Annotated in this window: 24 protein-coding genes; all 24 read left to right on the top strand. The window is 34.6% G+C overall.

Annotated features, from left to right (window positions below; genetic code table 11):
• Position 1 precedes the first annotated feature (1 nt).
• The 24 genes from metG (at position 2) to cysK (ending at position 26,090) form a co-directional block, all read left to right on the top strand.
• Positions 2-1,987: a methionine--tRNA ligase gene (gene metG / locus AOB58_RS07725; RefSeq protein ID WP_021339908.1), complete on the top strand. Its 1,986-nt coding sequence runs from the start codon at positions 2-4 to the stop codon at positions 1,985-1,987.
• Between the two features lie 25 nt (positions 1,988-2,012).
• Positions 2,013-2,786 (top strand): TatD family hydrolase, encoded by a 774-nt coding sequence (locus tag AOB58_RS07720; RefSeq protein ID WP_002508734.1) that lies wholly within the window; start codon positions 2,013-2,015, stop codon positions 2,784-2,786.
• Positions 2,787-2,924: 138 nt separating this feature from the next.
• Positions 2,925-3,473 (top strand): ribonuclease M5, encoded by a 549-nt coding sequence (gene rnmV, locus AOB58_RS07715; RefSeq protein WP_002508735.1) that lies wholly within the window; start codon positions 2,925-2,927, stop codon positions 3,471-3,473.
• 3 nt (positions 3,474-3,476) lie between these two features.
• On the top strand, positions 3,477-4,367 hold the full coding sequence (gene rsmA / locus AOB58_RS07710; RefSeq protein ID WP_064783209.1) for a 16S rRNA (adenine(1518)-N(6)/adenine(1519)-N(6))-dimethyltransferase RsmA: 891 nt from the start codon (positions 3,477-3,479) through the stop codon (positions 4,365-4,367).
• A gap of 99 nt (positions 4,368-4,466) precedes the next feature.
• Complete coding sequence (gene veg / locus AOB58_RS07705) at positions 4,467-4,730, top strand: biofilm formation stimulator Veg (RefSeq protein ID WP_002508737.1); 264 nt, start codon at positions 4,467-4,469, stop codon at positions 4,728-4,730.
• Between the two features lie 345 nt (positions 4,731-5,075).
• The gene (gene ispE / locus AOB58_RS07700; protein WP_002512532.1) at positions 5,076-5,924 is read left to right on the top strand and encodes a 4-(cytidine 5'-diphospho)-2-C-methyl-D-erythritol kinase; all 849 of its coding nucleotides are present in this window, start codon (positions 5,076-5,078) and stop codon (positions 5,922-5,924) included.
• An 18-nt stretch (positions 5,925-5,942) separates the two neighbouring features.
• Positions 5,943-6,767, top strand: a complete 825-nt coding sequence (gene purR / locus AOB58_RS07695) for a pur operon repressor (RefSeq protein WP_002508739.1) — start codon at positions 5,943-5,945, stop codon at positions 6,765-6,767.
• An 18-nt stretch (positions 6,768-6,785) separates the two neighbouring features.
• Positions 6,786-7,160, top strand: coding sequence for a RidA family protein (locus AOB58_RS07690; protein ID WP_002508740.1), 375 nt, complete (start codon positions 6,786-6,788; stop codon positions 7,158-7,160).
• Positions 7,161-7,225: 65 nt separating this feature from the next.
• Entirely contained in the window at positions 7,226-7,534 is a 309-nt protein-coding gene (gene spoVG / locus AOB58_RS07685) for a septation regulator SpoVG (protein ID WP_002508741.1), read from the top strand.
• Between the two features lie 481 nt (positions 7,535-8,015).
• Positions 8,016-9,371, top strand: coding sequence for a bifunctional UDP-N-acetylglucosamine diphosphorylase/glucosamine-1-phosphate N-acetyltransferase GlmU (gene glmU, locus AOB58_RS07680; RefSeq protein ID WP_021339906.1), 1,356 nt, complete (start codon positions 8,016-8,018; stop codon positions 9,369-9,371).
• Positions 9,372-9,524: 153 nt separating this feature from the next.
• A complete protein-coding gene (locus AOB58_RS07675) occupies positions 9,525-10,490 on the top strand; it encodes a ribose-phosphate diphosphokinase (RefSeq protein WP_002508743.1) in 966 nt (321 codons plus the stop codon).
• 128 nt (positions 10,491-10,618) lie between these two features.
• Entirely contained in the window at positions 10,619-11,281 is a 663-nt protein-coding gene (locus AOB58_RS07670) for a 50S ribosomal protein L25/general stress protein Ctc (RefSeq protein ID WP_064783208.1), read from the top strand.
• Positions 11,282-11,487: 206 nt separating this feature from the next.
• Entirely contained in the window at positions 11,488-12,060 is a 573-nt protein-coding gene (pth, locus tag AOB58_RS07665; RefSeq protein WP_002508745.1) for an aminoacyl-tRNA hydrolase, read from the top strand.
• Positions 12,057-15,569, top strand: a complete 3,513-nt coding sequence (gene mfd / locus AOB58_RS07660) for a transcription-repair coupling factor (RefSeq protein ID WP_064783207.1) — start codon at positions 12,057-12,059, stop codon at positions 15,567-15,569. The genes pth and mfd overlap by 4 nt, the downstream gene beginning before the upstream one ends.
• Complete coding sequence (locus tag AOB58_RS07655; protein ID WP_002512529.1) at positions 15,559-17,106, top strand: polysaccharide biosynthesis protein; 1,548 nt, start codon at positions 15,559-15,561, stop codon at positions 17,104-17,106. Before mfd ends, AOB58_RS07655 begins: the two co-directional genes overlap by 11 nt.
• Entirely contained in the window at positions 17,106-18,299 is a 1,194-nt protein-coding gene (locus tag AOB58_RS07650) for a MazG nucleotide pyrophosphohydrolase domain-containing protein (protein ID WP_002512528.1), read from the top strand. Before AOB58_RS07655 ends, AOB58_RS07650 begins: the two co-directional genes overlap by 1 nt.
• On the top strand, positions 18,296-18,559 hold the full coding sequence (locus tag AOB58_RS07645; RefSeq protein WP_002508749.1) for an RNA-binding S4 domain-containing protein: 264 nt from the start codon (positions 18,296-18,298) through the stop codon (positions 18,557-18,559). The genes AOB58_RS07650 and AOB58_RS07645 overlap by 4 nt, the downstream gene beginning before the upstream one ends.
• An 18-nt stretch (positions 18,560-18,577) precedes the next feature.
• Positions 18,578-18,976, top strand: coding sequence for a septum formation initiator family protein (locus AOB58_RS07640; RefSeq protein ID WP_002508750.1), 399 nt, complete (start codon positions 18,578-18,580; stop codon positions 18,974-18,976).
• 99 nt (positions 18,977-19,075) lie between these two features.
• Positions 19,076-19,474, top strand: coding sequence for a S1 domain-containing RNA-binding protein (locus AOB58_RS07635; protein ID WP_002508751.1), 399 nt, complete (start codon positions 19,076-19,078; stop codon positions 19,472-19,474).
• 211 nt (positions 19,475-19,685) lie between these two features.
• The gene (gene tilS / locus AOB58_RS07630) at positions 19,686-20,975 is read left to right on the top strand and encodes a tRNA lysidine(34) synthetase TilS (protein WP_064783206.1); all 1,290 of its coding nucleotides are present in this window, start codon (positions 19,686-19,688) and stop codon (positions 20,973-20,975) included.
• Positions 20,976-20,979: 4 nt separating this feature from the next.
• Positions 20,980-21,519, top strand: coding sequence for a hypoxanthine phosphoribosyltransferase (gene hpt / locus AOB58_RS07625; RefSeq protein ID WP_002508753.1), 540 nt, complete (start codon positions 20,980-20,982; stop codon positions 21,517-21,519).
• 295 nt (positions 21,520-21,814) lie between these two features.
• The gene (gene ftsH, locus AOB58_RS07620; protein ID WP_002508754.1) at positions 21,815-23,902 is read left to right on the top strand and encodes an ATP-dependent zinc metalloprotease FtsH; all 2,088 of its coding nucleotides are present in this window, start codon (positions 21,815-21,817) and stop codon (positions 23,900-23,902) included.
• Between the two features lie 218 nt (positions 23,903-24,120).
• Entirely contained in the window at positions 24,121-25,002 is an 882-nt protein-coding gene (gene hslO, locus AOB58_RS07615) for an Hsp33 family molecular chaperone HslO (protein WP_002512524.1), read from the top strand.
• 155 nt (positions 25,003-25,157) lie between these two features.
• Positions 25,158-26,090, top strand: coding sequence for a cysteine synthase A (cysK, locus tag AOB58_RS07610; RefSeq protein ID WP_002512523.1), 933 nt, complete (start codon positions 25,158-25,160; stop codon positions 26,088-26,090).
• Positions 26,091-26,262 lie beyond the last annotated feature (172 nt).

Below are 26,262 nucleotides of genomic sequence, written 5' to 3'. Positions count from 1 at the left end.
GATGGCGAAAGAAACATTTTATATCACTACACCAATATATTATCCAAGTGGGAATTTACATATCGGTCACGCATATACAACAACAGCTGGTGATGTAATCGCACGTTATAAAAGAATGCAAGGCTATGATGTTCGATATTTAACAGGTACGGATGAACATGGTCAAAAAATACAGGAAAAAGCACAAAAAGCTGGGAAATCTGAATTAGAATATTTGGATGAAATGATTGCTGGAATTAAAGATTTATGGAATAAATTAGAAGTCTCAAACGATGATTTTATTCGTACAACAGAAGCGCGACATAAAGAAGTGGTGCAACAAATATTTGAACGTTTATTAAAGCAAGAGGATATTTATCTTGGCGAATATGAAGGTTGGTATTCTGTACCAGATGAAACTTATTATACTGAGACGCAATTAGTGGATCCGGTATTTGAAAATGGTGAAATCGTTGGCGGTAAAAGTCCAGACTCTGGTCACGAAGTAGAATTAGTTAAAGAGGAAAGTTATTTCTTCAATTTATCTAAATATACAGACCGTTTATTAGAATTTTACGATGAAAACCCTGATTTTATTCAACCACCTTCACGTAAAAATGAAATGATTAACAATTTCATCAAACCAGGATTAGAAGATTTAGCAGTTTCACGTACGTCATTCGATTGGGGTATTCATGTGAAATCAAATCCTAAACACGTCGTTTACGTGTGGATTGATGCGCTTGTGAACTATATTTCTTCACTAGGTTACTTATCAGATGATGATAGCTTATTCAAAAAATATTGGCCAGCAGATATTCATATCATGGCGAAGGAAATTGTGCGTTTCCACTCAATTATCTGGCCAATCTTGTTGATGGCATTAGATGTTCCACTTCCTAAGAAAGTCTTTGCGCATGGCTGGATACTTATGAAAGATGGCAAAATGAGTAAATCTAAAGGTAACGTGGTCGATCCTAATGTACTTATAGATCGTTATGGTCTAGATGCTACGCGTTATTATTTAATGCGCGAATTACCATTTGGTTCAGATGGTGTCTTCACGCCTGAAGGTTTTGTTGAACGTACAAATTATGATTTAGCAAATGACTTAGGTAATTTAGTGAATCGTACAATTTCTATGGTCAATAAATATTTTGATGGCGAATTACCAGCATATCAAGGTCCAAAACACGAGTTGGATGAAGATATGGAACAAATGGCGATAGACACAGTGAATACATTCCATGAAAATATGGACGATTTACAATTCTCAGTAGCACTTTCAACGGTTTGGAAGTTAATCAGCCGTACTAATAAATATATTGACGAAACATCGCCGTGGGTATTAGCTAAAGATGAAAATCAAAAAGACATGCTAAGTAATGTAATGGCGCATTTAGTAGAAAACATTCGCATTGTAGCAGTGTTATTAAGACCATTCCTTACGCACGCACCAAAACAAATTTTTGAACAGTTGAATATTAATTCACCTGAATTATATGAATTTGATAGCGTGAAACAATATGGTGCCTTAACTGCGCCAATCGTTGTTAGTGATAAACCACAACCAATCTTCCCGCGTTTAGATAGTGATGCAGAAATCGATTATATTAAACAATCTATGCAGCCAGAAAAAGCGGCAGAAGTTTCAGAAGAAACTGAAGAAGAAGTACCTAGTAAGTCGCCAATCGATATCAAAGATTTTGATAAAGTAGAAATTAAAGCTGCTACGATTACAGATGCTGAGCAAGTTAAAAAATCTGATAAATTATTGAAAATCCAAGTTGATTTAGATAGTGAACACCGTCAAATCGTCTCTGGTATTGCAAAATACTATCAACCAGAAGATATTATAGGTAAAAAAGTTGCAGTTGTAACAAATTTAAAACCTGCTAAATTGATGGGTAGAAAATCAGAAGGTATGATTTTATCTGCTGAAAAAGATGGTGTACTGACACTTGTAAGTTTACCAAGCGCAATTCCAAATGGTGCAATAATTAAGTAATCACAAATTAAGGGAGCGGTATAACATGCTTATTGATACACATGTTCATTTAAATGCAGAACAATATGATGAAGATTTAGAAGCGGTCATTGAACGTGCAAGAGACAACGGTGTAGATCGAATGTTTGTTGTTGGATTTGATACACCAACAGTCGAACGTACGATGGAATTGATTGACCAATACGAATTTATCTATGGCATTATTGGATGGCACCCTGTAGATGCGGTTGATTGCACAGAAGAACGGTTAGAATGGATAGAAAAGCTTGCAGAACACCCTAAAGTGATTGGCATAGGTGAGACGGGATTAGATTATCATTGGGACAAGTCGCCGAAAGATGTACAACAAGCATTATTTAGAAAACAAATCGCATTGGCTAAACGCGTCAATTTACCAATTATTATTCACAATAGGGAAGCAACGCAAGATTGTATAGATATTCTTAAAGAGGAACATGCGGAAGAAATTGGTGGTATCATGCACAGTTTCAGCGCTTCTCCTGAAATTGCGGATGATGTAATTAATAAATTGAATTTCTATGTATCTTTAGGTGGTCCAGTCACTTTTAAAAATGCGAAACAACCTAAAGAAGTAGCAAAGCATGTTCCATTTGATCGATTATTAGTTGAAACGGATGCACCATTCTTATCACCACATCCTTATAGAGGCAAAAGAAATGAACCTGTTCGTGTGACATTGGTTGCAGAACAAATTGCTGAATTACGCGGTGTGAGCTATGAGGAAGTATGCAAGCAAACAACTGAAAATGCAGAACAATTGTTTAAATTAAAAGGATAGACACATTACAAAAAAGGTATCGGTCTGAAATAGGGCTTAGTTCATAGAGTAAATGCTAAGTAGTAACCATTATTTGCGACGATACCTTTTTTATTTTTATCTAAAATCGAATTAAAGAGATGAAAGGTGTAACAATAAATGAAGATTAACGAATTTATTGTAGTAGAAGGTAGAGACGATACGGAACGCGTTAAAAGAGCGGTAGAATGTGATACGATTGAAACAAATGGGAGTGCGATTAACGAGCAAACGCTAAGTGTTATAGCACAAGCATTTGAAACAAGAGGTGTCATTGTATTAACAGATCCTGATTTCCCGGGTGATAAAATACGTAATACAATTCAAAAACATGTACCAGGCGTTAAACACGCATATATCGATAGAGAAAAAGCCAAAAGTAAACGAGGCAAGATTGGTGTAGAACATGCACAACTTGAAGATATTAAAGATGCCTTAATAAATGTGAGTACACCATTCGAAGAAGGACACGAAACAATAAGTAAATCAGTGTTAATTGATTTAGGATTAATAATTGGGAAAGATGCACGCAAAAAAAGAGAAATAATTGGACGTAAGCTACATATAGGACATTCTAACGGCAAACAATTAATAAATAAGCTCAATGCGTTTGGCTATACTGAAGAAGATGTTAGGAATGCATTAAGTGATAATGAAGGAAGTGAATGATAAGTGGATATTAAAGATGTTGCAACACCATCGCGTACAAAAGCATTGCTCAATCAATATGGTTTTAATTTCAAAAAAAGTTTAGGACAAAACTTCTTGATTGACGTTAACATTATACAAAAAATTATCGATGCCAGCGACATAGGTGAAAATACAGGTATTATAGAAATAGGGCCTGGTATGGGTTCGCTCACGGAACAATTAGCTAAAAACGCAAAGAAAGTTGTTGCATTTGAAATTGATCAACGTTTGATACCAGTGTTGAAAGATACAATGGGACCTTATGATAACGTGGAAATTATAAATGAAGATATATTAAAAGCTGATATTGCACATTATGTTACAGAGCATTTAGCAGATTGTGACAATATCATGGTGGTCGCTAACTTACCATATTATATTACAACACCGATATTATTGAATCTAATGCAACAAACTTTACCTATCGATGGCTACGTAGTTATGATGCAGAAAGAAGTCGGTGAAAGATTGAATGCACAAGTAGGTACAAAAGCTTATGGATCACTTTCAATAGTTACCCAATATTATACTGAAACCAGTAAAGTGTTAACAGTGCCGAAGACTGTCTTCTTGCCACCGCCAAATGTAGATTCAATTGTTGTAAAATTGATGAAGCGTCAGACACCGGAAGTAGATATAGATAACGAAGATAAATTTTTCAAAATGACAAAAGCTGCATTTAGCCAAAGACGAAAAACAATTAGCAATAACTATCAAAGTTTGTTTGTAGATGGTAAAGCGAACAAAGAAATTATTAAAAAATGGTTAGAAACAAGTGGTATAGATCCAAGAAGACGTGGAGAAACGCTTTCAATAAAAGAATTTGCAAAATTATACAATGAATTGCAAAATTTCACAGAATTAGCATTTTAAATTATTGACAAGCTTGAGTTAAATTGCTAAAATTGATGTTTTGTTTGACAAAAGCGCGCTATTTGTGTTATTATACAACTTGTAGCGAGGTGGAGCAATATGCCAAAATCTATTGGAGACATCAAAAATTCACTTGATTGTCAATTAGGAAACCGAATCGTACTTAAAGCGAATGGTGGTCGTAAGAAAACAATTGAGCGTAGTGGTGTGTTAAAAGAAACGTACCCTTCTGTTTTCATTGTTGAGCTAGATCAAGAAATTTACAACTTTGAGCGTGTATCTTATACATACGCTGACGTTTTAACTGAAAACGTACAAGTTTCTTTTGAAGATGATAATCAGCAAGAAGCAATTGCACACTAAATAAAAGTGATTTAAATAAAGTTTGTCTCTTAGGAGCCATACTTTTTAATTTAAACTTTAATATTAAGATCATTAAATGAAAAAGGTATGTTGGTGTAACTTCGCCAACATACCTTTTTCTGTGTCACAATTTAGGATGCAGGGAATGGATATAATTTTAATAGAGACGTACTATATTGTAGAATAGTAAATTAAGAAATGATTTATTGTCCAATATAGTTAAATGTATATTTATAAAAATATTTATCAAAATATCGAAAATAAGTTTTTGAAAACAGCCAATGCAACTATAACAATATGTTAAAATCATTTTATTACCATATCGAATTGGAAGAGGGTGGGAATATGATCTATGAAACGGCTCCGGCTAAGATTAATTTAACGCTGGATACACTCTTTAAACGAGATGATGGTTTTCATGAAGTTGAAATGATTATGACGACGATTGATTTAAATGATCGCTTGTCATTTGAACTACGCAATGACAAAAAAATTGTTGTTGATGTAGAGCAAACTTATGTTCCCTCCGATAATAAAAACTTAGCGTATAAAGCTGCAGAATTGATGAAAAGAACTTATAATCTAAAGCAAGGTATTACAATCACTATAGATAAGAACATACCGGTGTCAGCAGGGCTTGCAGGAGGCTCTACTGACGCTGCAGCTACGATGAGAGGGATGAATCGCCTGTATGAGCTAAATAGACCGTTAAACGAGTTGTGTGAGCTTGGTATTAAGATAGGTACAGATATCCCTTTTTGTATTTTTGGTAAAACAGCATTATGCAGAGGTAAAGGTGAACATATTACGTTTCTGAATAAACCTCCATCAGCATGGGTTGTGGTGGCAAAACCAAATTTAGGTATATCTTCTCCGAGTATCTTCAAAAAATTAGACTTAAATCAGTCACATCATGTGGATACAACAGCTTGTAAATCAGCTTTAATTTCAGGAGATTATGAATTACTTTGCAAAAGTCTTTCAAACCGATTGGAACCTGTTTCGGGTAAAATGCATAGTGAGATTTTAAAAATAAAAGAAAATATGTTAGAGAATGGTGCGGATGGTGCTGTTATGAGTGGAAGCGGCCCATCTGTTTATGGACTAACACAAAAAGAACGCCAGGCAAGACATGTTTACAATGCAGTCAATGGCTGTTGTAATGAAGTGTATATAGTAAGATTATTAGGCTAGTGAGAAGGGATGAGTTAAATGCGCTATAAAAGAAGCGAACGAATTGTTTATATGACACAATACTTGATGAATAACCCTAATAAATTGATACCATTAACTTATTTCGTACAAAAATTTAAACAAGCGAAATCATCTATAAGTGAAGATGTTCAAATTATTAAAACCACATTCCAAAAAGAAAAATTAGGGACAGTGATTACCACAGCTGGGGCAAGTGGCGGTGTGACGTATAAACCAGAAATGAGTAAAGAAGAAGCGAGTGAAGTCATCGATGACGTTATCGCACAACTCCAAGAGAAGAATCGTTTGCTACCAGGAGGGTATTTATTCTTATCTGATTTAATGGGGGATCCGACGTTACTTAACCGTGTCGGAAAACTGATTGCTACACTTTATATGGACGAAGAATTAGATGCAATCGTTACGATTGCTACGAAAGGTATCTCTCTTGCTAATTCAGTAGCGAACGTATTGAATTTACCGGTAGTTGTCATTCGAAAAGATAACAAAGTGACTGAAGGTTCTACGGTATCTATCAATTATGTGTCAGGATCTTCCCGAAAAATTGAAACAATGGTGTTATCTAAGAGAACATTACCAGAGAATTCTAATGTCCTTGTAGTAGATGATTTTATGCGCGCAGGCGGATCCATCAATGGTGTGATGAATTTAATGAACGAGTTTAAAGCACATGTGAAAGGGGTATCGGTACTAGTAGAATCAAAAGAAGTTAAACAAAGATTAATTGAAGATTATACTTCCTTAGTTAGATTATCTGATGTAGATGAATACAATCAGGAATTTAAAGTGGAGAAAGGCAACAGTTTAACTAAATTTTCTTAAAGGAGCGATTACGACATCATGAAAACGATTAATACAACCAAAGCACCGGAAGCGTTAGGGCCATACTCACATGCAACAGAAATAAATGGTCTAGTATTCACATCTGGACAAATCCCATTAAATTTAAATGGAGAGATTGTTAGCGATGATGTAAAAGAACAGACGACACAAGTCTTAGAAAATTTAAAAGTTGTACTAGACCAAGCTGGATCGGATATAGATTCGGTTATAAAAGCTACTATTTTTATTGCTGATATGAATGAATTTCAAAATATAAATGAAGTTTATGGCAAATATTTTAATCATCATCAACCGGCTAGAAGTTGTGTTGAGGTAGCGAGACTACCTAAAGATGTTAAAGTAGAAATAGAAGTAATTGCACAAGTGAAGTAAGGATTTATAATTTTTAATAAAATTGTTAAGCTTCTAACAAAGAGATACTATGGGGGGCTCACTACATGAAAGTGACAGATGTAAGACTTAGAAAAATACAAACAGACGGTAGAATGAAAGCGCTTGTTTCAATCACTTTAGATGAATCATTTGTGGTACATGATTTACGCGTTATTGAAGGCAACACAGGTCTATTCGTCGCAATGCCAAGTAAACGTACACCAGATGGTGAATTCCGAGATATCGCGCATCCGATCAATTCAGAGATGAGACAAGAAATACAGGATGCTGTGATGAAAGTATATGAAGAAACTGATGAGGTCATCCCTGATAAAAATGCTCAATCATCAGAAGATACTAATGAGGAAGCTTAATTTAATTATTTGAGATTATTATAGTGAATTTAATATCGTTTTAAAGAAGATTGAATTTCTAAAATTGGGGAATTCAATCTTCTTTATTTATGTAAGCGTGACTAAAATATAAAATATTAAAATTATTTATAAAATGTAAAGGTGACAAAAATTATAATTTTGAAATTTATAATAAATAACTCAAACTTACATCGTTTTACTTAACTATATTATTATGAATGAAACAATTACATAAAGAAGTGATAGCGTATGTTTCGTTCATAATAATATGTTGAAAATTATCGATAATAAGAAAAACTACTTCAGGAAATGAAGCGGTTTACAAAACCTAAATAGATGACAAATACTATGCACTTTATTTTTAACAATCGTAATAAAAAACGCTTTAATAAAAAACATTGGCACTTTGAGCCTTGAAAGTGTGACTAGCGTTAAATTATAATAATAAAGAAGTGTATATTTTAATGGAGGGTTAACATACATGCAAAGACATGCAATAGTACTCGCAGCTGGTAAGGGTACACGTATGAAATCAAAGAAATACAAAGTACTACATGATGTCGCTGGCAAATCAATGATTGAACATGTCGTGGATAACGTTAAACAATCTGGCGTAGAACAGCTTGTAACAATCGTAGGTCATGGCGCAGAAAGCGTGAAAGAAAAGTTAGGCGATGCATCTCTTTATAGTTTTCAAGAAGAACAATTAGGTACTGCTCATGCCGTTAAAATGGCTAGTGAACATTTAAATGATAAACAAGGTACAACGTTAGTAGTTTGTGGAGACACACCATTAATTACGACAGAAACACTTAAATCTTTAATTGAACATCACGAAAATAACCAATCACTAGCTACCGTATTAACAGCTACAGCAACGAACCCATATGGTTATGGCAGAATTATACGTGATGCAGACAATCAATTAGTTAAAATAGTCGAACAAAAAGATGCAACAGATGCAGAACAACAAATTAATGAAATTAGTTCAGGTATTTTCGCATTTGATAATCAAATGCTATTTGAAAAGTTAGAGTTAGTGAACAACAATAATGTGCAAGGCGAATACTACTTGCCTGATGTACTTTCATTAATTTTAGAAGATAAAGGCACAGTCGGCATTTACCATACGAATGATTTTGAAGAAATTATGGGTGTAAATGATCGAGTGATGTTAAGCGAAGCAGAAAAAGCATATAGAAAACGTATCAACCAATTTCATATGAAAAATGGTGTGACAATTGTAGATCCATCCAATACTTATATCGGTGCAGATGTAACTATTGGAGAAGACACAATTATAGAACCTGGAGTTAAACTTTCAGGACATAGTGAAATTGGAGAAGATACAGTTGTAGGACAATATACAGAAATCACGAATAGTAAAATAGGTGATAATGTTACAATTAAACATTCAGTGATCAATGAAGCAATGGTTGATGATTATGCGATAATTGGACCATTTGCGCAACTTCGTCCAGGTACAGACTTAGGCAAAAAAGTGAAAGTCGGCAACTTTGTTGAAGTTAAGAAATCAGTCGTAAAAGCAGGAGCTAAATTACCTCACTTGAGTTATATTGGTGACGCAGAAATAGGTGAACGTGTGAATCTTGGCTGTGGTTCAATCACAGTAAACTATGATGGTATTAACAAATTCAAGACGATTATTGGTAATGATTCGTTTATAGGGTGCAATACGAATTTGGTAGCACCTATTACGTTAGGCGAGCGTTCTCTAATTGCTGCTGGCTCTACAATTACTGATAGTGTACCAGAAGACAGTTTAGCATTAGCGAGAGCTAGACAAACAACCAAAGAAGGTTATTTAAAAAAATAAAAGGTATATGTTTAGACATGCATGCTTGAACTGTTAAACTTAATGTAATTGAGTAAGTTGTTAGCCACAAAATGCTTTATATTGATAAACAATGTAAGTTTGCGCTTGTCTTTAAATGAAAACTAATTGAATGAATTAATTGGAGGACTATAAATGTTAAACAATGAGTATAAGAATTCTGCTTTGAAAATATTTTCTTTAAAAGGTAACGAACCTTTAGCCCAAGAAGTAGCAGATCATGTTGGAATTGAACTAGGAAAATGTTCCGTAAAACGTTTCAGCGATGGAGAAATTCAAATCAATATAGAGGAAAGTATTCGTGGTTGTGATGTATTTATTATTCAACCAACGTCGAATCCTGTAAATTTACACTTAATGGAATTATTAATTATGGTTGATGCTTGTAGACGTGCATCAGCAGCTAATATTAATATAGTTGTTCCATATTATGGTTATGCGCGTCAAGACAGAAAAGCACGTAGTCGTGAACCAATCACAGCTAAACTTGTAGCAAACTTAATTGAAACTGCAGGCGCAGATCGTATGATAGCGTTAGATTTACACGCACCTCAAATCCAAGGTTTCTTCGATATGCCAATTGACCACTTAATGGGTGTGCCAATCTTAGCAGAATACTTCAAGAATGAGTCAGGTATTGATCTTGAAGAGTGTGTTGTAGTCTCTCCAGACCACGGTGGCGTAACAAGGGCGCGTAAACTTGCAGATATACTTAAATCACCAATTGCTATTATTGATAAACGTCGTCCAAAACCCAATGTTGCAGAAGTGATGAACATTGTTGGTGAAATAGAAGGACGTACGGCTATTATTATTGATGATATCATTGATACAGCAGGAACAATCACATTGGCAGCACAAGCACTAAAAGATAAAGGTGCTAAAGATGTATATGCTTGTTGTACACATCCTGTATTATCAGGTCCAGCTAAAGAGCGTATCGAAAATTCAGCAATCAAAGAACTAATCGTAACAAATTCAATTCAATTAGATGAAACACGTAAACCAAGCAATACGAAAGAGTTATCTGTAGCTGGTTTATTAGCACAAGCAATTATCCGTGTTTATGAACGCGAATCTGTTAGTGTGCTATTTGACTAAAATATTAGATAAATGTATAATGGTTTCGTTCGTGAATTCACGAGCAAAATAAACGCTTGCAAGCAACATTATGTTGATGGGCAAGTGAGGGGCTCATATTAGAGCAAAACGAAAGGTGGAAAATGAATATGACTGCATTAAAGTCAATTATTCGTCAAGGTAAACAAACACGTTCAGACCTTAAAACACTAAGAAATACTGGTAAAGTACCTGCAATCGTTTACGGTTATGGTACAAAAAATACTTCTGTTAAAGTAGACGAAGTAGAATTTATTAAAGTTATCCGTGAAGTTGGACGTAACGGTGTTATCGAATTAGGCGTAGGTTCTAAAACAATTAAAGTAATGGTTTCAGACTACCAATTCGACCCACTTAAAAACCAAATCACTCACATTGACTTCTTAGCAATCAATATGACTGAAGAACGTACTGTTGAAGTACCTGTTCACTTAATTGGTGAAGCAGCAGGTGCTAAAGAAGGTGGCGTGGTTGAACAACCATTATTCGACCTTGAAGTTACAGCTACTCCAGACAATATTCCTGAAGCAATCGAAGTTGAAATCAGTGAATTGGCAATCGGTGATACTATTTCAGTTGAAGATATTAAAGTGTCAGGCGACTTTACTATTGAAAACGAAGCTACTGATTCAGTAGTTACAGTAGTAGCTCCGACTGAAGAACCAACTGAAGAAGAAATCGAAGCAATGGAAGGCGAAGCACAAACTGAAGAGCCAGAAGTTGTAGGCGAAGATAAAGAAGACGAAGATAAAGAAGACGAAGAAGAAAAATAATATACTTCACGCTTCATTGTCAACATAAGTTGATGATACCAACATTGTAATATCTTATAAAAAGCACCGTGCTTAATACGTTAAGCAGGTGCTTTTTTATGTTATTATAGTGAATGATATAAAAAATAATTTTTAATTGTTTATTAATTCAAATACATGAAAATGATATATATAGTTAAGTGACAACAACAATTGGAGGTAACATAATGAAATGTATTGTAGGCCTAGGCAATATAGGTAAACGTTTTGAACAAACAAAACATAATATTGGTTTTGAAGTTATAGACTACATGTTAGATCAAAATCAATTCTCATTAGATAAACAAAAATTTAAAGGTGCCTATACGATTGAACGCATCGGTGGAGAAAAAGTCATGTTTATTGAACCACTAACAATGATGAATTTGTCAGGCGAAGCGGTAGGCCCGTTAATGAAATATTATGACATAGATATAGATGATTTAGTCGTTTTATATGATGATTTAGATTTACCACAAGGGGAGATTCGTCTAAGACAAAAAGGCAGCGCTGGTGGCCATAATGGTATCAAATCAATGATTCAAGTACTAGGTACAGACCAATTCAAACGTATTAGAATCGGTGTAGATAGACCGTCAAATGGTATGTCAATTGTCGATTATGTGTTACAAAAATTTTCAAAACAGGAAATGCAAATAATGAATAAAGTAATAGAACATTCTGCACGTGCAGTTGAGGCTTATATAGAAAGTTCTCGCTTTGATCGTGTGATGAATGAATACAATGGTGAAGTCAAGTGAAATCAATAATTACACAATATATAAATGAAGACAAAAGATACCAAGAATTAAACGACGTATTTGGTAAAGAAAATGTACTAGTAACTGGCTTATCTGGAGCAGCTAAATCAACAATTATAGCCGAAAAATATTTGCACAGTACTAAACAATTATTAGTTGTTACAAATAATTTATATCAAGCAGATAAATTGGAAAGTGATTTGCTGCAATTTGTAGATGCAGACGAAGTCTACAAATATCCAATGCAAGATATCATGACAGAAGAATTCTCAACACAAAGCCCTCAATTTATGAGCGAGCGTGTACGTACACTAACGGCACTTGCTCAAGAAAAGAGAGGGTTATTTATCGTACCATTAAACGGTTTGAAAAAATGGCTCACTCCAGTTGAAATGTGGAAATCTCATCAGTTAACACTATCTGTTGGTGACGATATTGAAATTGATGAATTTTTAAATAAATTAGTAAATATGGGCTACCGTAGGGAAAGTGTAGTGTCACATATAGGTGAATTTTCATTACGCGGGGGCATTGTTGATATTTACCCGTTAATTGGGAAGCCAGTAAGAATTGAACTATTCGATACTGAAGTGGATTCGATTCGTGATTTTGATGTGGAGACACAAAGATCAAAAGAGAACATCGAAGAAGTCAATATTACGACAGCAAGTGATTATATTATCACCGACGATGTGCTTAAACATACAAAATTAAAATTAAAAGAGGCTTATGAAAATACACGCCCCAAAATTGAAAAATCAGCACGTAATGATTTAAAAGAAACTTACGAAAGTTTCGAACTTTTTGAATCAACGATGTTTGATCATCAAGTATTGCGTCGACTTGTGTCGTTTATGTATGAACAACCAGCGACTATTATGGATTATTTTAAAGATGACGCTATTGTTGCAGTTGATGAACATAATAGAATTAAAGAAACTGAGCAAACACTTATTACTGAAGTTGATGAATTTATGCAAAACCTGATAGTAAGTGGTAAAGGATTTATTGATCAAAACTTCTTACAATATGATGGGTTTGAAGCGTTATTGAAACATTATCCAGTGACGTATTTCACATTATTCACGGCGACAATGCCTGTTCAACTCAATGAAATTATCAAGTTTTCATGTAAGCCAGTACAGCAATTTTATGGTCAATACGATATTATGCGTTCAGAATTTCAGCGCTTCATCCAAAATGATTATACTGTCGTTGTTCTTGCTGAAACTGAAGTGAGAAAAGAACGTATTCAATCTATGCTTAATGAAATGCATATCCCAACATTTATCGATACGCCAAGTCAACGAAACGATGGGGGCAATGCGATCATTACAGAGGGTAGTTTGTCAGAAGGATTTGAGCTACCTTATATGCAACTTGTTGTCGTGACGGAACGCGAACTATTCAAATCTAAACAAAAGAAAAAACCAAAACAACAAAAAACACTAACAAACGCTGAAAAAATTAAATCATACCAAGATTTAAAAGTAGGAGATTATGTCGTACATGTGCACCACGGTGTCGGTAGATATTTAGGTGTTGAAACACTTGAAGTCGGTGGCGTACATAAAGATTATATTAAACTTCAATATAAAGGGACAGACCAATTATTTGTACCAGTTGATCAGATGGATCAAGTTCAAAAATATGTAGCATCAGAGGATAAGACACCTAGGTTAAATAAACTTGGTGGTACAGAATGGAAAAAAACAAAAGCTAAAGTACAACAAAGCGTTGAAGATATGGCTGATGAATTAATTGATCTATATAAAGAACGTGAAATGTCTGTAGGTTATAAATATGGCCCAGATACGGCAGAACAAAACGAATTTGAAATAGATTTCCCTTACGAACTTACGCCTGACCAAGGTAAATCAATCGAAGAAATTAAACAGGATATGGAAATTGAACGTCCAATGGATCGATTGCTATGTGGTGATGTAGGTTATGGTAAGACAGAAGTTGCAGTACGTGCAGCGTTTAAAGCTGTTATGGAAGGAAAGCAGGTTGCCTTCTTAGTTCCAACGACAATTTTAGCTCAACAACATTATGAAACATTAATTGAGCGTATGCAGGACTTTCCAATCGAAGTTCAACTCATTAGTCGCTTTAGAAGTACAAAAGAAGTTAAAGAAACAAAGGAAAAATTAAAATCAGGCTTCGTTGATATCGTCGTAGGTACTCATAAACTATTAAGTAAAGATATTCATTATAAAGATTTAGGCTTATTAATTGTGGATGAAGAACAACGATTTGGTGTGCGTCATAAAGAAAGAATCAAATCATTGAAAACAAATGTGGACGTTTTAACACTGACGGCAACGCCTATCCCACGTACATTACACATGAGTATGTTGGGCGTTCGTGATTTATCAGTGATTGAAACACCACCAGAAAATCGTTTTCCAGTACAAACTTACGTATTAGAACAGAATACGAATTTTATTAAAGAAGCACTAGAAAGAGAATTATCTAGAGAAGGACAAGTCTTTTATTTATATAATAAAGTGCAATCTATTTATGAAAAACGAGAGCAATTACAAATGTTAATGCCAGAAGCGAATATTGGTATTGCACATGGACAGATGAAAGAAGGAGACTTAGAAGAAACAATGCTAAGTTTTATTAATCATGAATACGACATTCTCGTAACGACTACAATCATTGAAACGGGAGTTGATGTTCCAAACGCCAACACACTTATTATCGAAGATGCGGATCGTTTCGGACTCAGCCAGTTATACCAATTGAGAGGTCGTGTTGGACGTTCAAGCCGTATTGGCTATGCTTATTTCTTACACCCTACGAATAAAGTATTGTCAGAAACAGCTGAAGACCGTTTGCAAGCAATTAAGGAATTTACTGAGTTAGGCTCAGGCTTTAAAATTGCTATGCGTGATTTAAATATTCGAGGCGCAGGTAATCTCTTGGGTAAACAACAACACGGATTTATTGATTCTGTTGGATTCGACCTTTATTCACAAATGTTAGAAGAAGCAGTGAATGAAAAACGTGGTGTTAAAGATGAGAAACAAGATGCACCTGAAATTGAAATTGAACTCAATATTGATGCTTATTTACCTGCTGAATATATTCCAAATGAACAGTCTAAAATAGAAATCTATAAAAAATTACGTAAGATTGAAACTGAAGCACAACTCATGGATGTTAAAGATGAATTAATTGATCGTTTCAATGATTACCCAATAGAAGTGGAAAGACTGTTGGATATGATGGAGATAAAAGTTCATGCTTTAAACGCTGGAGTGGCACTTATTAAAGATGTAGGCAAAAAGGTAGAAGTTTATCTGTCTGAAAAGGGAACGACAGATATTAATGGAGAAACGTTATTTAAACAAACGCAACCATTAGGCCGTGCAATGAAAGTTGGCGTTCAAGATGGTAAAATGAAAGTGACTTTAAATAAAGTAAGTAACTGGTTAGATAGTTTGAAATTCTTAGCGAAATGTCTAGAAGAAAGTATGGTTATATCAGATGAAATCTAAGGACGATAAGAATACGGCCTTCAACGGCGTAGTTGTTCTTACAATTGCACTTGTTATTGTTAAAATACTAAGCGCAATTTATCGTGTCCCGTATCAAAATATACTTGGAGACGAAGGATTATATGCTTATCAACAAATATATCCGATTGTTGCTTTAGGTGTTATTTTAACAATGAATGCAATTCCTAGTGCTGTCACTCAAACGTTTGGCACACATGGGGAATCAAGACATTACACTAAAGTATTGCTTAGGTTACAACTCATTAGTACTGCATTTTTCTTGGTTGTTTTTATAGGTGCTAAGTGGGTGGCACTCCTAATGGGTGACACTAACCTCACACCAATGTTAAGAGCAGCAAGTTTTAGTTTCTTGTTTGTTGGTATATTAGGAGTGTATAGAGGCTACTACCAAGCGCATCAACATATGACTGTTCCAGCGATATCACAAGTCATAGAGCAAGTGATACGTGTTGTAATCATCATCATTGCTATTGTATTATTTATGACACAACAATGGTCTGTTTACACTGCTGGTACAGTAGCTATTATCGGTTCAGCAGTAGGTTTTTTAGCATCTAGTATATTCCTAATGCAAGGCAAGCCTTTTAAGCTCAAGCAAGCGAAGAAACCAAATGACAAGACAATAGTAGAGTGGAAAAAGTTATCAATGGCTATTATCATCTTTGCTGTAAGCCAGCTTATTGTCATCGTTTGGCAAGTGATAGATAGCTTTACGGTTATACATGCACTTCAGAATGCAGGCTTAAATTTTCAAGAAGCAACCACACAAAAAGGTATCTTTGATCGTGGTGCTTCATTTATACAAATGGGTTTAATTGTGACAACGACATTTTGTTTTGTGCTTATACCGATGCTTACCGATGCGATTAAAGCACGCAACAACATTCTGATTAATAGATATGCGAATGCCTCTATCAAGATTACAGTGATGTTTAGTGTGGCAGCTGGTATTGGATTAATTAATTTACTGCCAGTCATGAATAGTGTGTTTTTTAAAAACGATAGTCTGACTGGTACATTATCTCTCTATATGCTTACAGTTATATGCGTCTCGCTCATAATGATGGACATTGCTTTATTACAAGTGAAAAACCAAGTGCGTCCTGTGCTATTTGCATTTATCACTGGTGTGGTCAGTAAAGTAATTCTCAATGTGATGTTAATACCACAATTATTAATGCTAGGTGGCAGTATCAGTACGGTTATTTCACTCATTATATTTACGCTCGTTCTACATTATCACGTACTAAAACACTATAAATTCCAGATGATGAAAAAATTCGTGATTAAATTGGGTGCTACGATGGTGATGCTATCAGTGGCTGTTCAACTAGGAATGTGGCTCGTACCTACACAAAGTAGAATCACAGGTTTGATTGAATTAGTCGTCGCAGCAATTATTGGCGTATTAGTAATTATTTTCGCTATTGTACGTATGCATTTATTGAGTTATAGAGAATTAAAACATTTACCATTGGGCGATAAACTTTATCATATGAAAAGAGGGAAACATTAATGTCAGGTAAAATAACAATTGTTGGCTTAGGTAACTACGGTATTGATGATTTACCTTTAGGTATCTACAAATTTCTTAAAAAACAAACAATGGTTTACACGCGTACATTGGATCATCCTGTAATTAAAGAATTAACTGCAGAAAATATACAATTCAAAAGTTTTGATAGTGAATACGAGGCACAAGCATCATTCGAGGGCGTCTATGAACGTATCGTGTCGCAACTCATTGAAGCGGCCCATAGTGATGATGTCATTTATACAGTGCCTGGACATCCACGTGTAGCTGAAACGACAACTGTGAAATTAGAAGCTCATGCGCAAGAACATAATGATCTTCAGGTTGAAGTTTTGGGAGGCAAAAGCTTTATCGATGATATATTTGAAGCGGTGAAGATAGATCCTAACGACGGGTTCACATTACTCGATGCGACAGCTATAACAAAAGAGCAGTTAAATATTCGTACCCATACGCTCATTACTCAAGTCTATAGTCCTATGACTGCAGGCGATTTAAAAGTGACATTGATGGAACGTTACCATGATGAGCAAACAGTGTTTATCGTCGATGGCGCACAAAATAATGCTGCAAATGTAATAGAAACACCGCTTTATGAATTAGACCATCATGCATCTATTTTCAGTAATTTGACAAGTGTATTCATTCCGAAAGTAGAAAAAGAAGAATCATATTATAGTGATTTTTATTTTGCTGCGAGCATAATAGACCAGCTTGTTGATGACGAAACAGGCTGTCCTTGGGATAAAGTTCAAACACATCACACATTAAAACGTTATCTATTAGAAGAAACATTTGAATTGTTTGAAGCAATAGATAACGAAGACGATTGGCATATTATTGAAGAGTTGGGGGACATACTTTTACAAGTACTATTGCATACAAGTATTGGCAAAAAAGATGGATTCCTTGATATAAATGAAGTGGTTCAAAGTCTTTCAGAAAAAATGATACGTAGACATCCCCACATTTTTGGTGACGCCGAAGCGGAAAACGAAGAAGATTTAAAACAGATATGGTCAGAAGCAAAAGCAAAAGAAGGTAAAACGAAACGTGTTAAATTTGAAAAAGTATTTGCAGAGCATTTCTTGAAGTTGTATGATAAAACAAAAAATATGTCATTAGACGCAGATGCTTTAAGAAAAATTTTAGAGCAAGGAGGAAACAAATCATGAGATTAGATAAATATCTCAAAGTATCACGGTTAGTAAAACGTCGTACTTTAGCTAAAGAAATTAGTGATCAAGGACGTATTACTGTGAATGGTTCAGTAGCAAAAGCAGGCACTGACGTAAAAGTAACAGATGAACTTGTAATCCGATTTGGACAAAAAGTGATTACAATTGAAGTTACTGGTTTAAGTGAACATGCGACTAAGGAAAATGCGAAAGGTATGTATGAATTAGTCAAAGAAGAAAAGGTTAGTGGAGACTAGAAAAGGAGGTGACAAGCAATGAGTAAAAAAGTTGAGAACATAGGGAATACGTTCACTTCTGCTGAAAATAAAAAGAAACAACAGCAAAAAATGAGAAGAAGAGTCGTACGAAAACGTATTACTTTATTTGGTGGCATATTACTTATCCTCATTATTATTTTAACTGTAATGCTTGTCACTCAAAAACAAAGTAATATAGACGACGCAGCTGAGCGTCAAGAAAAAGAACAACAATATCAAAAGCAACAAGATGAAGAACTCGCATTAAAAGAACAATTAAACAATCTTAATGATAAAAGTTATATAGAGAAAGTTGCGCGAGATGATTATTATTTGAGTAATGATGGAGAAGTGATTTTCAAGTTGCCTGGTGAGAAATCTGAAGAGAAATCTAAATCATCAAAAGAGGATAAATAGTGAAATTTATCATTTAAGTAACAATACCATTGTTAATTTATGCAAACAGGCATATAATAGGGTTAAAATCGAAACAAATCGGGAGGATTTATTTACAATATGTCAATCGAAGTAGGAAACAAGCTTAAAGGTAAAGTCACTGGTATTAAAAAGTTTGGCGCTTTCGTCGAACTTCCTGAAGGAAAGAGTGGCTTAGTTCACATAAGTGAAGTTGCAGATAATTACGTGGAAAACGTAGAAGATCATTTATCTGTTGGAGATGTAGTTGAAGTTAAAGTGCTTTCAATTGCTGATGATGGTAAAATTAGTTTATCAATTAAAAAAGCAAAAGATCGTCCACGTAGACCTCAAAGTAAACCCAATTATAAAAAACCTCAACCAAAAGGTGAGGACTTTGAAAAGAAATTAACAGATTTCTTGAAAGATAGTGAAGATAAATTAACATCCATTAAACGTCAAACAGAATCTAGACGTGGTGGAAAAGGCGCGAAACGTTAATAAATATATATCATAAGACTGTTGAAATAGGAATTAATTTAACGACTTGAAAACAAAGTACAATAATTTTTCCAAAATTAAGTTTGATCGTAACAATCTAAGACTGTTTTCTTACTTGAGGAAACAGTCTCTTTTTTTTGTTGTATATAAGTCATAATATTACGAGCATTTGCATCGTTAAGGTAACATTATGGTCAAGGAGGTAGATAAGTTGAGAGTAAATACTGAAGGCTGGAATAAAAGTAATCACATTGTATTGGCAGTTTCTACAGGTGTGGATAGCATGGTGTTATTGCATCAATTGATTACGCATTTAGCTGATTCATATACTAAGTTGACTTGTCTACATGTAAATCACAATATTCGTCCTGCTGCAGCAGCAGAAGAACAATTTATTAAAGGGTATTGTGAAAAGCATCAGATTCCATTGCATGTACAACATCTAGACTTGTCTGCTGTGATTGAAAAAGGTAATAGTATTGAAAGTGCAGCGAGAGCTGAACGTTATCATTGGTTTGATGATATGATGACCGAGTTAAAGGCAGATGTATTACTTACGGCACACCATCAAGATGACCAAATTGAAACGATATTTTATCGACTCATGACTGGACGCTCTACGAGAAGTAGCTTGGGTATGACATATCTTTCTTCAAGAGGTCACTATAATTTATGTAAACCCTTTTTAGAAGCCACGAAATCAGAAATACGTAATTATCAAACAAAACATAACGTTCCATATTATGAAGATGAATCAAATACAGAAAATCATTACGTCAGAAATGATATTCGTAATCGTATATTACCTGACATTGAAAGTAATAAACACTTATCTACAGAACAATTGCTAAAATTAAAAGACTGGCATGATGAACAATTAGAAGTTGTGCGAAACGAAGCTACAACATTTATCTCGGCATTCGTTGATTTTTGTAATGATGACAATGAAGTTACTTTTTCGAGAAAACAATTTTTAAATTTACGACATAGTGTCAAAATGGCAGTCTTGGATAAACTTTTTGCTGAATTACCATTAGATAAGTCGATTACTGAGAAAACTTACGATGAATGGTTTCAGCAACTTACTGAAAATGTAACACAATGCACATTATATGCGACACATGAATGGATAATTCACATCGCTTATGATAAATTTATAATAATGGCAAATTGTAAAGAAAAACTAGCTCCGACTAAGATTGATCAACCAGGTGTATACAACTATGGTCGCTATAGCATTGATATTACTAACGAATTTCCTACATTCGAGTATCCTATAGTTATCCGTACAAGAAAAGACGGCGACAAATTTGAACTGAATGGTATGAAAGGGCATAAAAAGATAAGTAGACTGCTTATTGATGAAAAGGTTATGCAAACTGAACGTAACCAAATGCCAGTTATAGTTAATGCATATAATGAGATTATTGCTGTTGGCACATTATATTTAAAAAATAGATACAATCAATCAATTTTTATACGAAATATGGGAGAGGAATGAAAACATGCGAGATGATTTAAAAGACATTTTATTGTCAGAGGAAGATATACATCAAATTTGTGAAGAGCTAGGTAAGAAAATAACAGAGGAATACAAAGGGAAGCCACTTGTTTGTATTGGGATATTAAAAGGGTCTGTTATGTTCATGGCAGATTTAATTAAATACATTGATACGCATTTAGCTATCGACTTTATGGATGTTTCTAGTTATCACGGAGGCACCGAGTCAACAGGAGAAGTAAAAATCTTGAAAGACTTAAGTGGATCTATTGAAAATAAAGATGTTTTAATTATTGAAGACATTCTAGAAACTGGTACTACATTAAAATCAATTACTGAATTACTTGAATCACGTCGTGTTAATTCACTTGAAATTGTTACACTACTTGATAAACCAAACCGTCGTAAAGCAAACATTGAAGCAAAATACGTAGGTAAAAAGATACCTGACGAATTTGTAGTAGGCTATGGTTTAGATTACGCTGAACATTATAGAAATTTACCTTATATTGGTACATTGAAACCAGAAATCTATTCAAAATAAGCAGTACAATTTATTCGCGGAAAAGTTGTTATATACTGTAAGTTACAGTCGAATTAAGTTGGTGAATGTGAAAAGTAGGGTTACACTTAAATCATTTGAAATTTAATACATAAACTTGAGGGTACGTGACAATATATAATATTCATTTAACTTTAAGCATAATAGAAAAATAAAACTAAAGGGTAAAACAATAAGAATTGTAAACATAACGCAAAAGTTGAAATAGTAGCCGAAAACTCGAGTGTTGTGTTACAATTTTTGTTAGTTTTATAATTGAAGTAGGAGGAAACAACGCATGCAGAAAGCCTTTCGTAACGTGCTAGTTATCGCAATCATTGGCGTTATTATTTTTGGCTTGTTTTCGTGGCTTAACGGAAATGGGAATATGCCAAAGCAGCTTACATATAATCAATTTGTTAAGCAGTTAGATAAAGGTGAGTTAAAATCACTGGAAATACAACCTGAACAAAACGTATATATGGTAAGTGGTAAAACAGATAAAGATGAAGAGTATTCTTCAACTATTTTATATAACAACGATAAAGAGCTAGAAAAAATAACTGATAAAGCACAAAGTCAAGATGGATTGAAATTTACAGTTAAAGAAGAAGAAAAGCAAAGTGTATTTGTAAGTATATTAACAACATTAATTCCTGTATTAATTATCGCACTTTTATTTATATTCTTCCTTAGCCAAGCCCAAGGTGGCGGCGGTGGCGGTGGTAATCGTATGATGAACTTTGGTAAATCCAAAGCGAAAACGTACGATAATCAACAAAAACGTGTACGCTTCACTGATGTAGCTGGTGCAGATGAAGAGAAACAAGAATTAATTGAAATAGTCGATTTCTTAAAAGACAATAAACAATTCAAACAAATGGGTTCTAGAATTCCTAAAGGTGTTCTTTTAGTTGGCCCTCCTGGTACAGGTAAAACATTATTAGCTCGTGCAGTTGCTGGTGAAGCCGGTACGCCGTTCTTCTCAATCAGTGGTTCAGACTTCGTTGAGATGTTTGTGGGTGTTGGTGCAAGTCGTGTACGTGACTTGTTCGAAAATGCTAAGAAAAACGCGCCTTGTATCATCTTTATTGATGAAATCGATGCAGTTGGTCGTCAACGTGGTGCCGGTGTAGGTGGTGGCCATGATGAGCGTGAGCAAACATTGAACCAATTACTAGTTGAAATGGATGGATTTGGTGATAATGAAGGTATCATTATGATAGCTGCTACAAACCGTCCAGACATTTTAGACCCAGCGTTATTACGTCCAGGTCGTTTCGACAGACAAATTCAAGTAGGTCGTCCGGATGTGAAAGGCCGTGAAGCAATTCTTCATGTTCATGCGAAAGACAAACCATTTGATGAAACAGTTGACTTAAAAGCAGTTTCAGAAAGAACACCTGGTTTCTCTGGTGCAGATTTAGAAAACTTATTGAACGAAGCATCATTAGTTGCTGTACGTGAAGGTAAGAAAAAAATCGATATGCGTGATATTGAAGAAGCGACAGACCGTGTTATCGCTGGTCCAGCTAAGAAATCTCGCGTAATCTCAGAAAAAGAACGTAATATTGTAGCGCACCATGAAGCTGGTCATACAATTATTGGTATGGTACTTGATGAAGCTGAAGTTGTTCACAAAGTTACAATCGTACCTCGTGGACAAGCCGGCGGTTATGCAATGATGTTACCTAAACAAGATCGCTTCTTAATGACAGAAAAAGAATTATTAGATAAAATCTGTGGTCTACTTGGTGGACGTGTATCTGAGGATATTACCTTTAATGAAGTATCTACAGGTGCATCTAATGACTTTGAACGTGCGACACAAATTGCACGTCAAATGGTTACTGAATATGGTATGAGTGAAAAAATCGGAACGGTTCAATTCACAAATAGCAACGGTGGCCAAGTCTTCTTAGGAAAAGAAATGCAAGGCGACACTGAGTTTTCAGGACAAATTGCATACGAAATTGATAAAGAAGTGCAACGTATTATTAAAGAACAATACGAGCGTTGTAAGGCTATCTTGTTAGAGCATAAATCACAGTTAGATTTAATAGCTGAATCATTATTAACTGAAGAAACATTAGTTGCCGAACAAATCCAATCATTATTTAACGATGGTGTCTTACCAGAAGTAGATTATGATAGTGCCAAAGTTGTGGAACATAAAGATGATGACTTTGAAGAAGGAAAATACGGTAAATCTTACGAGGACGTTCGTAGAGAACAACTAGATTCAGATGATGAAACACAGGATAACGATAAAGAAAATGAACAACAAGACAACAATGACACTGAAGAAACAGGTCATGAACAAGCACCTAATATCGATAAACCTAGCAATCCGAACGATCCGAATGATCCAAGCAATAGAAATTAATAACTGAACTTAAAGCTTCTTTCTGCTATCATATTGATAGTAGAAGGAAGCTTTTTTAATAGCAAAATATAACAGAATAATTTATAAACAGATGTTTCGCAATTTTTACCTCGAACGATTACAATAAATTGCATTGATAAAAAGTGTAAAAACAATCTTAGAGTAAAGATAGAAAAACATTTTCAAAACTAGATGATATTAAAGGAGAAATAAACAAAATGACGAACGATTATATAGTTAAAGCATTAGCTTTTGGAGGACAAATTCGCGCTTATAGTGCGTTAACAACTGAAAGTGTTCAAGAAGCACAAACAAGACATTATACGTGGCCAACTGCTTCAGCAGCACTTGGACGTACGATGACAGCAACAGTGATGATGGGTGCAATGCTCAAAGGCGATCAAAAATTAACAGTTACAGTTGATGGAAAAGGCCCAATTGGTAAAATAATTGCTGACGCTGATGCTAAAGGGAATATAAGAGGCTATGTTACGAATCCTCAGACACATTTCCCTTTAAATGATGCTGGTAAATTAGATGTTAGCCGTGCAGTTGGTTCAGAAGGTGCATTGACAGTTGTAAAAGATATTGGAATGAAAGATTTCTTTTCTGGTTCTAGTGAACTCGTTTCTGGTGAATTAGGAGATGACTTCACTTATTACTTTGCTAAAAGTGAACAAGTACCATCATCAGTAGGTTTAGGCGTATTAGTAAACCCTGACAATTCAATTAAAGCTGCAGGTGGCTTTATAATACAAGTTATGCCAGGTGCAGACGATGAAACAGTTGATAAACTCGAAGCTGCAATCAATCAAATGACACCAGTTTCGAAACTGATTGACCAAGGTTTAACGCCTGAAGAAATTCTTTTCGAAATACTAGGGGAAGAAAACGTACAACTATTAGAAAATCTTCCTACACAATTCGATTGTAATTGTGGGCATGAAAAATTCTTAACTGCTATTAAAGGTTTAGGCGAAGCTGAAATTCAAGATATGATTGATAAAGACCATGGTGCAGAAGTTGAATGCCATTTCTGTAGAAATAAATATAATTTTTCAGAAGATGAGTTACATGGATTAATAGAAAAAAGTAACTAAAAGGTTTACACTAGGTATTGAACTAGGCTATTGAATAAAAAAGTTGGTATATTAAATCTTCATAGTTGTATTTGCTGAAAAATCTGATAAAATATAAAGTATATCCGAGAGAAAAAGTAGGTTTTAAACTTTTTAATGAAAAGGAGCAATACTAAATGACAAATAAACCAGTAGATAATATCGTAAAAGCAATTGGCAATACACCTGTTGTTAAGTTAAACAACGTTGTGGGGGAAGATGCTGCAGACGTATATGTGAAACTTGAATATCAAAATCCAGGTGGCTCTGTGAAAGACCGTATTGCATTAGCAATGATTGAAGAAGCTGAACAAGCAGGTAAAATTAAACCAGGTGATACAATTGTTGAACCGACAAGTGGTAACACAGGAATTGGCTTAGCTTTTGTTTGTGCAGCTAAAGGTTATAAAGCAGTATTTACGATGCCTGAAACAATGAGTCAAGAACGTCGTAACTTGTTAAAAGCATACGGCGCAGAATTAGTATTAACACCTGGATCAGAAGCAATGAAAGGTGCAATCAAAAAAGCTAAAGAATTAAAAGAAGAATTCGGTTATTATGAGCCGCAACAATTCGAAAACCCAGCAAACCCTCGTGTACACGAATTAACAACTGGACCAGAATTAGTTGAACAATTTGAAGGCAAAACGATTGATTCATTCTTAGCTGGTGTAGGTACTGGTGGAACACTTAGTGGCGCGGGTAAAGTATTAAAAGAAAAATACCCAGACATTAATCTTGTAGCGATTGAACCAGAAGACTCAGCTATCTTAAGTGGCGGCGAACCAGGTCCACATAAATTACAAGGTTTAGGTGCAGGATTTGTACCAGATACTTTAGATACAAACATATACGATGAAATTATCAAAGTAGGTAATGAAGTTGCTATGGATATGTCACGTAGAGTTGCTAAAGAAGAAGGCATCTTAGGTGGTATTTCTTCAGGTGCTGCGATTGTTGCAGCGATTGAAAAAGCAAAATCATTAGGTAAAGGTAAAACAGTTGTTACTGTATTACCAAGTAATGGTGAGCGTTATCTTTCTACACCGTTATATTCATTTGATGACTAAATGATATATATTTAACAATTACCGGCCACATATTCATGTGAGTCGGTTTTTTTGTGTATACATAAAGAAACATAAGTAAGCAAAGTAAAAACAATACACTAGCATATGTGATTTCAAGTTTTGATTACTGAAAAAATTGAAAATTAACGTTATTATAGAATAGTAAATATAA

The sequence above is a fragment of the Staphylococcus sp. AntiMn-1 genome, assembly GCF_001663395.1.
Taxonomy (GTDB): domain Bacteria; phylum Bacillota; class Bacilli; order Staphylococcales; family Staphylococcaceae; genus Staphylococcus; species Staphylococcus equorum.
Note: the sequence above shows the minus strand (reverse complement) of the source record. Positions and strands in the feature narration are given on the sequence as shown.